General features: G+C 53.6%; 8 protein-coding genes and 1 pseudogene. 4 read left to right on the top strand and 5 right to left on the bottom strand.

All coding sequences use genetic code 11. The annotated features are described in order from the left end of the window. Nucleotides 1–21: 21 nt before the first annotated feature. From M2108_RS20435 to M2108_RS20445, 3 genes are all read right to left on the bottom strand, one after another. Complete coding sequence (locus tag M2108_RS20435; protein ID WP_277473121.1) at nucleotides 22–1011, bottom strand: glycoside hydrolase family 43 protein; 990 nt, start codon at nucleotides 1009–1011, stop codon at nucleotides 22–24. Between the two features lie 1057 nt (nucleotides 1012–2068). Beyond that, on the bottom strand, nucleotides 2069–3172 hold the full coding sequence (locus M2108_RS20440) for a Gfo/Idh/MocA family protein (protein ID WP_277471333.1): 1104 nt from the start codon (nucleotides 3170–3172) through the stop codon (nucleotides 2069–2071). A 296-nt stretch (nucleotides 3173–3468) separates the two neighbouring features. Then, nucleotides 3469–4128, bottom strand: a complete 660-nt coding sequence (locus M2108_RS20445) for a ThuA domain-containing protein (protein WP_277471334.1) — start codon at nucleotides 4126–4128, stop codon at nucleotides 3469–3471. Between the two features lie 199 nt (nucleotides 4129–4327). On the opposite strand from M2108_RS20445, the gene M2108_RS20450 reads away from it, so the two are divergent. Then, the gene (locus tag M2108_RS20450) at nucleotides 4328–5167 is read left to right on the top strand and encodes a helix-turn-helix transcriptional regulator (RefSeq protein WP_277471335.1); all 840 of its coding nucleotides are present in this window, start codon (nucleotides 4328–4330) and stop codon (nucleotides 5165–5167) included. A gap of 662 nt (nucleotides 5168–5829) precedes the next feature. Here M2108_RS20450 and M2108_RS20455 read toward each other — a convergent pair. Further along, the gene (locus M2108_RS20455) at nucleotides 5830–6807 is read right to left on the bottom strand and encodes a LacI family DNA-binding transcriptional regulator (protein ID WP_277471336.1); all 978 of its coding nucleotides are present in this window, start codon (nucleotides 6805–6807) and stop codon (nucleotides 5830–5832) included. 126 nt (nucleotides 6808–6933) lie between these two features. On the opposite strand from M2108_RS20455, the gene M2108_RS20460 reads away from it, so the two are divergent. Continuing rightward, nucleotides 6934–8349 carry a glycoside hydrolase family 1 protein gene (locus tag M2108_RS20460; protein WP_277471337.1) on the top strand — a complete coding sequence of 472 codons (1416 nt, stop codon included), beginning with the start codon at nucleotides 6934–6936 and terminating at the stop codon, nucleotides 8347–8349. A 108-nt stretch (nucleotides 8350–8457) separates the two neighbouring features. Here the strand turns inward: M2108_RS20460 and M2108_RS20465 are convergent. Further along, nucleotides 8458–8766: pseudogene (locus tag M2108_RS20465) on the bottom strand (HAD family hydrolase); the annotation flags it as partial. Between the two features lie 169 nt (nucleotides 8767–8935). Between M2108_RS20465 and M2108_RS20470 the strand changes: the two are divergent. Together M2108_RS20470 and M2108_RS20475 are read left to right on the top strand one after the other, a co-directional pair. Next, nucleotides 8936–11506 carry a DUF2339 domain-containing protein gene (locus M2108_RS20470; RefSeq protein ID WP_277471338.1) on the top strand — a complete coding sequence of 857 codons (2571 nt, stop codon included), beginning with the start codon at nucleotides 8936–8938 and terminating at the stop codon, nucleotides 11504–11506. After that, nucleotides 11472–12779 (top strand): DUF3999 family protein, encoded by a 1308-nt coding sequence (locus M2108_RS20475; RefSeq protein ID WP_277471339.1) that lies wholly within the window; start codon nucleotides 11472–11474, stop codon nucleotides 12777–12779. The genes M2108_RS20470 and M2108_RS20475 overlap by 35 nt, the downstream gene beginning before the upstream one ends. Nucleotides 12780–12798: the final 19 nt, after the last annotated feature.

Here is a 12798-nt window from a genome sequence, read left to right on the forward strand (position 1 = left end):
TGGCGCTATAAGGGTTAACTGTTATTCTCCGGCCGGGTAAGGATCGATCGTCTGAATAGTTCCTTCCTCGTTATATTTCAGCTCCGTATATTTCACGCAGCGCTTGTGGTTCACACCTTCCGACAAGGAGCTGTCGTGATAGAACAGGTACCATTTATCCTCAAATTGTACGATGGAATGGTGCGTAGTCCAGCCGATGACCGGGGTAAGAATGGTGCCTTTAAACGTAAACGGTCCAAGCGGGCTGCGGCTGATTCCGTACACCAGCTTATGCGTCGAGCCTGTTGAGTAGGACAGGTAGTAATAGCCGTTATATTTGTGAACCCATGGTCCTTCAAAATATCTCCGTTCCTCGTCACCGGCAGTAATCGGATTGCCGTCCTCGTCGATGATCGAAATCTCCTGCGGCTCCCCTGCAAAAGAGAGCATATCCTCGCTTAGCTTGGCTACGCGCGGCCCGATTGCCGGCTGGTCTGCTGGCGGCCCTTCGGTCTGCTCCGGCTGGAAGGTGCCGGTCTGCCACTTCTCGAGCTGGCCTCCCCAGAGTCCGCCGAAGTAAATATAGGCCTGATCATCCTCGTCCACCAGCACAGCAGGGTCAATACTGTAGCTGCCCTTAATATAGTCCGGCTCAGCCTTGAACGGTCCCGCCGGATTCGGCGAGGTGGCTACGCCAATTCTGAAGATTCCGTCCTTATCGCGCGCCGGAAAGTACAGGTAATACTGGTTGTTCTTATACGCCGCATCCGGTGCCCACATCTGGGCCGAGGCCCATGGCACATCCTTCAGGTGAAGCGCTTCGCCATGGTCCACAGCAGGAGAATCGAAGTTGTCCAGCGACAGTACATGGTAATCCTCCATTTTATACTGGTCGCCGTTATCATTATCCGGGCCGTCGTGATCGAGGTCGTGTGACGGATAGATGTAGATTTTATTTTCAAACACATGGGCGGACGGATCAGCGGTAAAAATATGAGTTACTAGCGGTTGGTTAGGTTTGACGCTGCTCATGATTATTGACTCCTTTAGGATTATAGTTTGACTTTATGCCAGGAGATACTTTTATTAGGGATTGTCCGTACTGCCAACTTAAGGTAACCCCGGTTTCATTGCTCCCGGTCGGGATTATTCTGGAGCTAATTATTGCTATTTGCGTGAACCGGCGGAATATCACATCACATTGTTGCCAGCACTTGCAGCGAAATTACTTCAAGCCCCCTTCATTTTACTCTCATCGGTTTCCCTGTCCTATACAGAAACTAAAGAACTTACCACCAAAAATTATGGATAATGGACTGATGCGCTAAAAAAGTTTGCAAACCCGTCGCTTACAGCTCCTTTAGTGGATTTTTCCCTTTATTGCCTCGCATACCGGCCTCTCACTGCTACATTAGTGGGATTTATCCCTCTATTGCTCTGCAAACCGGCCTCTCATAGCTCCATTAGTGGGATTTTTCCCTCTATTGCTCCGCAAAACAGCCACACACAGCTCCATTAGTGGGATTTTTCCCTCTATTGCCTCGCATACCGGCCGCTCACAGCTCCATTAGTGGGATTTTTCCCTCTATTGCTCTGCAAACCGGCCGCTCACTGCTACATTAGTGGGATTTATCCCTCTATTGCTCTGCAAACCGGCCACTCACTGCTACATTAGCGGGATTTTTCCCTCTCTTGCTCTGCAAAACAGCCACACACAGCTCCATTAGTGGGATTTTTCCCTCTATTGCCTCGCATACCGGCCGCTCACAGCTCCATTAGTGGGATTTTTCCCTCTATTGCTCTGCAAACCGGCCACTCACTGCTACATTAGTGGGATTTTTCCCTCTATTGCTCTGCAAACCGGCCGCTCACCACTCCATTAACCGCAGCCTTAGGTAACTAGCGCCTCGTTCCCGCCCAATTTCCCGCCACGCCGGCGGGGGAATCAAGTGACGCGTCCCGTCTATCCCATGCGGTACAGCACATTAACCGGCAGAGGGCGCCTGCTCCAACCCCCGCCTCCGTCAAAAAAGATCTGCCTGCAGCCCCCAAAGGAGCTGCAGAGTAGATCTTCAATAGCTTATAGCATCTAGCTGATGTAACCCTTGATCAGACCGAGCGGCAGCGGTCTTGGCTGCTCGCAGCTGGTGGCGAGTTCTACGTAGCGCTTCGTATCCGAGCTGGTGTGGAAGGCGTGCATGATCTCCAGCACGTGGTTGGCCAGCTCACCGCCCGCCCGCGGACGGTTGCCGCTCGTAATGCAGTCCGCCATGTCGGCTACGCCGATTCCCCGGCTGTTGACCGCGTAATTATGCACCAGCGGAATTTCCATGAAGCCGGTGCCGCCTGCCGGCTTAAGCAGAACCGGTCCGCCGAAGGTATTCGGATCGGGAACAATCAGCGTTCCCCGGGTGCCATAGATTTCGATGCGGGGCAGCGTGCTGTCCCAGACGTCGAAGCTTGTGATCATAGTGGCTACGGCGCCGCTGGCAAACTGCACTGTACCGGCAACATGTGTCGGCACCTCGACATCAATCTGCTTGCCGAATTTCTTCTCGCTGGTAATGGTCCGCTGCGCAAAGGAAGTCTTCGTCATGCCCGCCACCGTTGCAGCCGGGCCCATGAGCGATACGAGTGCCGTGAGATAATAAGGCCCCATATCGAACATCGGCCCGCCGCCTGCCTGGTAATAAAATTCCGGGTCCGGATGCCAGCTTTCATGCCCGTGGCAGACCATGAATGCGGAAGCGGCCACAGGTTCACCGATAAATCCGTCGTCAATCAGCTTGCGGCAGGTCTGGATACCCGCGCCCAGGAAGGTGTCCGGGGCGCAGCCGAGCATCAGCCCTTTTTCCGCAGCCAGCTCCACCAGCTCCTGACCGTGCGCAAGCTCCAGCGACAGCGGCTTCTCGACATAGACATGCTTGCCGGACAGCAGCGCCTGCTTGCATACGTCAAAATGTCCTTTCGGCGTAGTCAGATTGACCACAATCTGAATGTCCGGTGAAGCGAGCAGCTCCTCCGTGGACCATACATGCGGCACACCGTATTTCTCGGCAGCTTCCTCTGCCCGTTCCTTAAATACATCAGCGCAGGCATAAACCTCTGTATTGACGAACAGTTTGGTCAGATTCTCAAAATAAATCCCGCTGATATTCCCACAGCCTACAATCCCGACTTTTACTTTATCCAAAGCAATCCCACCTGTTCATTGTTAAGTTTAATATAAATTAAACTTGTTGTTTTCTATTTCAGATTAGTCGTGACTCCAGAGAATGTTTGGACTTCCGGCCGCTGTTGTCTGCAGATTTCTTGATTTGACCCGCTGTTCGCGGTGGAAATCCGCAGACTGCTTATGCTTCCGAAGTGAGCTTTTCTGCGAAAAGCTTTCAGGCGGTCGCTACCGCTCCTACAGTTCCAAAATTCCCCTCCGCCACTTTCTCCTTAATATAGTTTTCTAGTTCAATTTATATAGTTGGTTTTCCGCAGCTATCTCGCTGCCCACACAAACCCTCTGCGCATGAGCTCCTTCGCTTCCGGAATGTCGAAGATATCCGCGTGATGGCCCAGGGAGTTATAGAATACGCGGCCTTCGCCCCATTTCTTCGTGTACACAACTGGCACGGTAATTACGCCATTGGCGGAATGCGGGCCTTCGCTGACTGGAAACGTTGTGGTTGCCAGCACGTTAATGCACGGATCAACATGCAGGTAATACTGCTCGGACTTCACTTGGAAATCCTTGATTCCCTCGATAAGCGGGCTGGAGCTCGATTGCACCATATTCACCACATAGTCCACCCCGTCATTAAACGGATGGGCTACCCATTGCGATCCGGTCATAAATTGCCATTCTACACTGTTACGGAACGAGTCACACATCCCGCCGTGACAGCCCGCCAGTCCTACGCCTGCGGCTACTGCCTTCAGCACAGGCTGCAGCTGCTCGTTACTGATCTCGCCCATGGTCCAGATCGGGACGATCAGACTGAGGCCGAGCAGCTTTTCCTCATCCTTGAAGCTGTCCAGCGTGTCGGAAATTTCCACCTCGAATCCCTCAGCTTCCAGCAATCCGCCGAAAATCTCCGATACCTGCACCGGCTCATGCCCGTCCCAGCCGCCTCTTACAATCAGTGCTTTTTTTGCCATCTCTATATGCTCCTTTACAGTCCGAGTTATGGTTGTATAAATAATTCAATTTCTACTGTTCTCTTGCTCCATTCCATTGTAATGCAAGCGCTCTCGGACGGCTCGTCATTTTCATTGTCTGTATGGTCATTTTTTGCTATTATCTAATAAAACCTACCCGCAGCACCTATCCGCGTGCCTGCTTCGAAAGGAGCAATGTATGAAGGCTTTTCACGAAAACCGCATGTATTCTTCCCATTTGCCGTTAAGCTCCTGGCAGGTGAGCAACATCAATTTCCTGGCTCATTGGCATACGGATCTGGAGTTTGTATATGTACGTGAGGGGTCCATCCGGATGGGCATTAATCTGGAGAGCCGTGTGCTTTATAAGGGGGATATGGCTTTTTGCAGCAGCGGAGACATTCATTATTACGACAGCACTGGCCGGGAATCGGTCATTCAGCTGATTATCTTTAACCCGCAGCTGATCGCTAGCCCCGGCGGCTGGCCGAAGGATGTGCGGCTGACTGACCCTTTTATTTGCACTGGCGGCCAGGATCAGGCAGACATTGAAGCCTCAGGGAGGGCAGATATCCCCAGACTTATGCTTAAGCTAGAACATGAACTTAATCATAAGCTGCCTCATTACGAGCAGGTCATTACCGGCCAGCTGAATGAGCTCTGCGGACTGCTGCTGCGCCATCTCCCCTGTGAGCCCGCCGATCAGAAAAAGGACATGCGGCGGATGAGCAGCAGGAAGGTGATGCAGAACGTGCTCGATTATCTGGAAGATAATTATGCGGAGGTCATTACGCTGGAGGATGCGGCCCGGCAGGCTGAGATGAGCCTGTTCTATTTCTCAAGGTTCTTCAAAAGCACCACCGGCATGAGCTACATCTCCTACCTGAATCACATCCGGGTCAACAAAGCCGAAGAAATGCTGCTCAGCAGCGACAAGCCCATTATCGACATCGCCCTGGATTGCGGGTTTACAAATGTCCGCACCTTCAACAGGGTATTCAAACAATTCAGGAACAATACGCCGTCAAGCTACCGGTGAGGAACCCCGCGGCGCGTTTTAGTAGGGTCTGGAATACACGACGAGACGCATCACATCACATCACATCGCAGCACATAGCGCTCAACCAGAACTGCAACACCACTCCGACCTCTGCCAGACCTGGAACGCATCTGTCAGAACTGGAACGAATCTCTCAGAAATGGAACGAACCTTCCAGACCCGGAACACTCCTGCTCAACATGCCGCCGAAACCGCCCCTGCCAAGCATTTAGTTGGATTTTCGTCACCTAATTCCGCCAATCGCCAACTTTTCCATCCATTAGTTGGATAATCGACACTTCATTTAGCCCAAATCCCTCCTTCAGCGCCAAAACAGCAGAATTAAGTGACGTTTTTCCCACTAATCTCCTCTGCCCGGCAGTTTGCCCGGAATTAGGTGACGAATTTCCACTTAATTAAGCAGCCAAGCAGCCGAGCCCTCCATTACCCGCCTCCTGCAGATTTCCACCAGTTACTCCTCCAGTTACACACCTTCATATTCCTATACAAAAAAAGAGCTCCTCAGCCAGTCATCTCCATGACCAGCCGGATAGCTCTCTCTCCTATCTCCCTCACTCAGGTCGCCCGCCTCTTCAGACGACAGCCCCCTCTCCTTTAATCACCCGCAGCGCCAGAAAGCGCTGCAGCCTTCTCAGTTTCCCTTACGTAGTCGCCCGCTGCACCAGGCAATACTGCAGCTTCTGCTGCGGCTCGCCCGCACCGCCGAGCTTCGCAAGCAGCAGGTGGAAGGCATTTTTCGCCTGGTCGGCGATCGGATTATAAATGGATGTAATGCCCAGCGTATGGGCAAGCTCTGTATTGTCGAAGCCAACGACAGCCAGATCCTCCGGCACCCGCAGCTGCTGCCGGCGCGCCTCGCTTACGATGCCTGCGGCTACCAAATCGTTGGCGCAGAGAATGGCATCCGGCCGCTGCAGCGGATCTTCCACCGCCAGCATCTCCCGGACCAGCTCTTCCCCTTGCCGGATGGAATGAATGCCGGTGCGGGACCACTGCGGCAGCTCCGTTAATCCGTGCTTACGGGCGGCATCCTCATAAGCCTTAATCCGTCCCAGCGTATTAATGCTGCTCGGCCTGCCGTAAGCATTGGCGATGCGCGTACACCCCCGCCCGATCACATGCTCAAGACCCAGCATATACCCGTCATACTGGTTCATCGCCACCGATGCAATCTGCGGAAGCTCCATCCGCTGCCAGGAGACAATCGGCCCGTATTTGCAGTAGCTGCCCAGCAGCGCAAGATCGTTGACGCAGGTGCTGATGACGAGTGCATCCACTCTTTTTCTGCGCATATCCTCGAACGCCTGCAGCTCTTTTTTCGGATCACCGCTTGAGGTATAGATAATGGTCTGATAGCCGTACTGGCTGGCCGTCTCCACAAAGCTGTTCAGGAACGGCAGCATCACCTCATTGATGCCTTCCGTCACCAGCCCGATCTGCATCGTCTGCCCCTTGGACAGGGAGATGGCATTGCCGTTGGGCACATAGTCCAGCTCCTCCATAATCGCGAGAATCTTGTCACGGGTCGGCTGGCTTACATGGCGGGACTGGTTCAGCACTCTCGATATGGTGGCTTTGGAAAATCCCGACAGCTTGGCGATTTGCTCAAGATTCGACATAGCTCTCTCCTTATATTCACAAAAAAGTTCTTGACATGTAACGCGTTTCAACATTTAGCATGCAGTTATAGGACATATTAATAGCTTACCATAACTCTTACTACAACTATAAAAGGCGGGATTTCAATGACTGTAAAATTTCCTGAAAACTTCCTCTGGGGCGGCGCAGTAGCAGCCAATCAGCTGGAAGGCGCATATAATGAAGACGGCAAAGGCCTGTCCACCCAGGACGTGGCTCCACAAGGCATCAAAGGCCCGATCACCGAAGTACCTACCGAAGATAATATGAAGCTGGTCGGCATCGACTTCTACCACCGTTACAAGGAAGACATCAAGCTGTTTGCCGAAATGGGCTTCAAGGTGTTCCGTACCTCCATTGCCTGGACGCGCATCTTCCCGAACGGGGACGAGCTGGAACCTAACGAAAAAGGCCTGCAATTCTACGACGACCTGTTCGACGAATGCCATAAATACGGAATTGAGCCGCTGGTGACTATCTCCCACTACGAGACACCGCTGCACCTGTCCAAGCAATATAACGGCTGGGTTAACCGTGATCTGGTCGGATTCTACGAGCGTTATGCCAGAACACTGTTCACACGCTACAAGGGCAAAGTGAAGTACTGGCTGACTTTTAACGAGATCAACTCCATTCTGCATGAGCCGTTCATGAGCGGCGGGATTTATACTCCTAAGGACCAATTAAGCAAGCAGGATCTGTATCAGGCCATCCATCATGAGCTGGTAGCCAGCGCAACGGCTGTCAAAGTCGGACATGAAATCGACCCTGAAGCTCAAATCGGCTGCATGATTCTCAGTATGCCAACTTACCCGCTGACTCCGAACCCGGACGATGTGATCGCAGCAATGAAGTCCGAGCATATGAACTACTTCTTCGGCGATGTGCATGCGCGCGGCGTATACCCGGGCTATATGAAACGCTACTTCCGTGAAAATGGCATCGAGATTCATATGGAGCCTGAAGACGCAGAAATCCTGAAGCATACGGTAGACTTTATCTCCTTCAGCTACTATGTAAGTATCTGTGAAACAGGTGACGACAACAGCCGCAACCAGACTGAGGGCAACCTGTTCAGCGGCGTTGCCAATCCATACCTCGAAGCAAGCGAATGGGGCTGGCAGATTGACCCGCAGGGCCTGCGCTATGTGCTGAATATGTTCTACGACCGCTACCAGAAGCCGCTGTTCATCGTGGAAAACGGACTTGGCGCGAAGGATGTGCTGGTTACAGGCGAAGACGGCGTACCGACCGTTAACGACGACTACCGGATCAAATATTTGAACGACCACCTGGTTCAGGTAGGCGAGGCGCTGGAGGACGGCGTTGAGATTATGGGTTACACTGCATGGGGCTGTATCGACCTGGTCAGCGCATCGACGGCAGAGCTCAGCAAGCGTTACGGCTTCATTTATGTGGACCGCCACGACGACAACACAGGTACCCTGGAGCGTTACCGCAAGAAATCCTTCTACTGGTACAAGGATGTTATTGCTACTGACGGACAGAGCCTGCAACGTTAAATCTCCTATGTATTAAAATAAACCGCAAGCTCTCCATCCTCGGAGACTTGCGGTTTTTTCTGGCTTTTGACTGCAGAACAGCACCATTTATCTCTCGCTAAAAGCGCACTACACCGCCATCCCGTTCTGCAGCTCCATCATTTTGCGGATGGTCAGCAGTACGCCGTTCTCCTCATTCGACTTCGTAATGAAGCTGGCGGATTGCTTCGTATTCTCGCAGGCGTTACTCATGGCGAAGCTGTATTTGGCCGCAGCCATCAGCTCGATATCATTTTCCCCGTCGCCAAAGGACATGGTCTCTTCCTTCGTAACCCCGAGCATCTCCTGCAGCCTTCTGACCGTCTCCCCCTTATGGGTACCGCGGGCTGTAATGTCCACTCATCTCCGTTCAGAATCAACGATATAGATCTGCCCCAGCGTTTCATGTCAACTATGCAGATAAAGGGTAATGAACGGTAATTGAACAGTAACCAAATCTCCGGCACCCGTAAAAAAGGAAGATTTTGCCGCATGACCTATAGTAAAATGGAAACATTAACAAGTGGCACATTATTGGGATCATTTACTAAAGACATTGGGGGAGCTTATGGAGCACTTTAAAGAGCGTCTGAGGTCCATAAAAGAACAGCAGGATGCACTTGCCGCCGAATACCAGGGCCTGGTCAAAGCCTATGAGGGCAGCGATCTGGTTAACGAAAATGAGCTGCTCAAACGAAAAGCGGCGGCTGTAGAGCAGGCGCTGGCCGAGGCTGAGGCACAGCAGGCCAGGCTGAAGCAGGAGAATGCCGAGCTGCGCACGGCGCTCGCTGAGCAGATTCTGGATGAGAAGCTGGGCATCCTCAAGCTGTCCCGGCAGAAGCTGCACACTTATTTCGCTGCGCAGAGCGCCGGCCAGCATAACCGGCTGACCGCATTCGAGGCTCGGACCCGGCAGCGGATCACCGAAATGTACCGGAAGGCAGACCGTCTGCTCAGCGGCGACAGCGAGGAGATCCGCAGAATGCTGGATGAGCTGTCCGTCAGGCTGAGCGAGGGCATTCACCGCCAGCGGGAAGCCCTGCGGGCGGCAGAGCAGCCGCTGGCGGCAGAAATGGACAGCCGCCTGGACGACTTCGCTGCAGAGGGAATCAGCGAAGAAACCATTCAGCGGCGGCGCCGGCAGAACCGGATTGAGATGAAGATCGGGCTGAACTGGATTAACTGGCTGGGTATCCTGCTGTTGATTCTGGCGGTCGGTGCAGGCTTCAAATACACCTACTCCAACTGGTTCAGCGGCTATATGAAGGGCAGCGCTTTTTTCCTGCTGGGCGCGCTGATGCTTGGCGGCGGGGAATGGCTGTTCCGCAGAGGCCGGGGTACCTTTGCGCTCGGATTGCTCGGCGGCGGGATTTCCGTGCTGTACGGCTCTGTGTTTTACAGCTATTTTCTGCTGGAGATTATCGGCATTTATACCGGGCTGGGCCTGTCCGTGCTTATTACGCTTACGGCTGTGCTGCTGTCGCTCCGCTATGAGTCCAGAACGATCTGCTCGCTGGGGCTCGTCGGGGGCTATCTTCCGCTCTTTTCCTATATAGGCGCGTTTGGTCTGGAGGGCACTGCCGTTTACGTAGCCATGGGTTATCTGTTCCTGCTGAACCTCCTGATCCTGATGATCTCGCTGCGCAAGCGGTGGGTTGTGGTCAATTACATCAGCTTTTTGTTCAACACGCCTTCGATGCTGCTGCTGATTATCTTGTCCGACAGTCACGGCATCAGCATGTTCTATTCCGTCCTGACCTTCGCCATGTATCTGGGCATGACGCTGTGGTATCCGTTCAAGTTCCGGACCAAGCTGTCCTGGTGGGACTTCGCGCTGCTTGCCTGCAACACGTTGACCAGCTGTCTCGTTCTGTACGTGCTGTTCATTAATGCCGGTCTAGGTGCATACAAAGGGGCTCTTGCCCTGGCCTTCTGCCTGATGTATCTCGGTCTCGGGCAACTGCTGGAGAAGCGGATGGCCCAGGAAAAAGAGAGCATGGTGCTCTTCTATTCCACTGCGCTCACCTTCGCCGTCCTGATGATTCCGTTCCAGTTCGGTACCGTGTGGTGGTCGATCGGCTGGCTGATTGAAGCGGTTGTGCTGACGGTATACGGCCATTTGCAGCGCGTCAGGGCTGTTGAACGGACCGGCTGGGGCATTCTGCTGCTGTCGCTGGGCATATTCTTCTTCGTCGATGTGCTGGTGCAGGCGTCGTCCGCCGCTCCGCTGATTCTCTACGACAATTCATATTTTGCGCTAAAATACACCTTTATCACGGCTGGACTGCTGATCGTTTCCCTTCTCTATGCGATCCGGCATACCGACCGTGAGGTTGTCCTGTCCAGCACTCCTGTCGATATGCAAATCGGAATCTGGTTCAAATATGCTGCTGTGACGAATCTGTATGCCTATCTCATATACGAAGCCATGCATCTCTACGATCTGTATGTGCCGGAGGATTTCCCCCGGGCTTCGTTCTACAGGCTGCTGCTGGCGGCACTGCTGACGCTGGGACTCGCCTATGTGCTGCCGCGGATCAAAGTACTGTACGATAACGTGATCGGTTATATGGTTTATTTCCTCTATGCGGTTGGTTATGTTATCGCAGTGGGACTCACCTTCGGCCAGCATACCCTTCAGGCTGATTTCAAGGACAATACATCTGCCGATTACATTGCTTTCGGGCTGCTCCTGCTGTTCAATGTGTTCGTCTGGCTGAATGGGGGACGGCTCCTGAAGGTGCTGCTCAGACGGGAATACAACAACGACGAGCTGTATCCGGTCATTATGGGTGTCTATCTGCTGGCTGTTGTTACCGCCTTTCTCGGCGTACAGCTGCGGCAGACGGACGGCGGACTCGTGTACAGCATCTCTTATCTGCTGCTGGCGGTGCTGTTCATCATGTTCGGCTTCCGCCGCCGGTATGTGTATATCCGGCGCTTCGGGCTGGGCCTGACGCTGCTGGCTACCGGCAAGCTGCTGCTCTATGATCTGACACTGCTCGGCACCGGCAGCAAAATCATCGCCTATTTCAGCTTCGGCCTATGTCTGCTGGGCATCTCTTATCTGTATCAGCGGGTATCGGCCAGAATGGAGGAAGCTTATGCGCAGACAGAACAGGCTGCTGCGGAGGAGTAGCGCCGCGCTCCTGCTGCTGGGCGTGCTCAGCCCGTTTGCGCTTTTCCCCGGGCAGCATCCGTCTGCCTCGGCTGGCGGGGTTACCGGCGGGGCTGATGCGCATCCTGAATGGAAGTACTCCAAGGTCATTGTGCTTCCGGGACAGACTCCCTACGCGGAGCTGTATCTTGATCCAGAGGTATATGCAGGCGCAGCGGATGATCTGCGCGACCTGCGGATCGTGGACAATACCGGTACCTTTATTCCTTTTTATAAGGAGAGCAGCGAAGAATTCACGGAGGAACAGGTCACCACCTACACCTCAACACTGGTTCACAGCGCCAAAAAAGGTGCCAACACCCTGTTCGATTACAAGATAACCCCCCTGGCAGAGAATGTTGACATTCTGGGCAACCGGCTGGAGTTCGGGTTGCCGGCCGTAAACTTCCTGCTCCACACACAGCTGCTCGGCAGCTATGACGGAGTGGCCTGGGAGACTGTAGCGGACGGGGATCTGTATAATGTGAACGGACGTGTGCAGAGCAGCATTGAGCTGGGCGCGAGCTATAAATACGGCTATTACCGGCTGATTGCCGAGAACAACGCAGAGAATCTGCATTTCCCAACCCTCACCCTGCTGCGAAGCACCAGGGTGGCGCATACAGATCATTTCAAGCAGCAGCAGGATGCGGTTTACGACATTCAGCAAAAGGACCGGCAGACGGAAATGACCATCCGGAATCCGGGCAGGCTGAACATTTCCGGGCTGCAGCTGGAGGTCGGCGGCAGCGGCAGCTTTACCCGCCGGTTCGAGCTTTATGACGGTGAAGGCCGCCTGCTGGCTGCAACAGGCGGCGGGGAATTATACCGGCTGGACTTTAAAGATACTGAAATTGCCTCGACAACCATTATCCCGGCCAACGCTTCGTCTGCCCCCCAGCTGCGGATCGTCATTTATAACCAGGACGATGCTCCGCTGCCGGTTGAGGGGCTTAAGCTGGAATATCTGCTGGACCGGCTTGTTTTTGCCGCTGAAGGCGATCAGCCGCTGCGCCTGCTCTACGGCAATGCGGAAGCCGCTGCGCCGCAATATGATATTGTAAACTTCAAGGATTACATTGCCGGTGAAGGCAAAATGCTGGCCGGACTAGGGGCGGCAGAGCTCCGTCAGGCACCTGCAGCGGATACCCCGCAGACCAGCTGGTTCCAGGGCCGGACCGGGTTCAACATTGTGATCATTGCTGTGTCACTGCTGCTGATTATCTTTTTGGCCCGGAAATTGGGGCGGAAGTAGACTTTTGCCGGTGCATTCA

Origin of the sequence: Paenibacillus sp. PastM-3 (genome assembly GCF_029893965.1) — a bacterium.
GTDB lineage: Bacteria > Bacillota > Bacilli > Paenibacillales > Paenibacillaceae > Paenibacillus_AQ.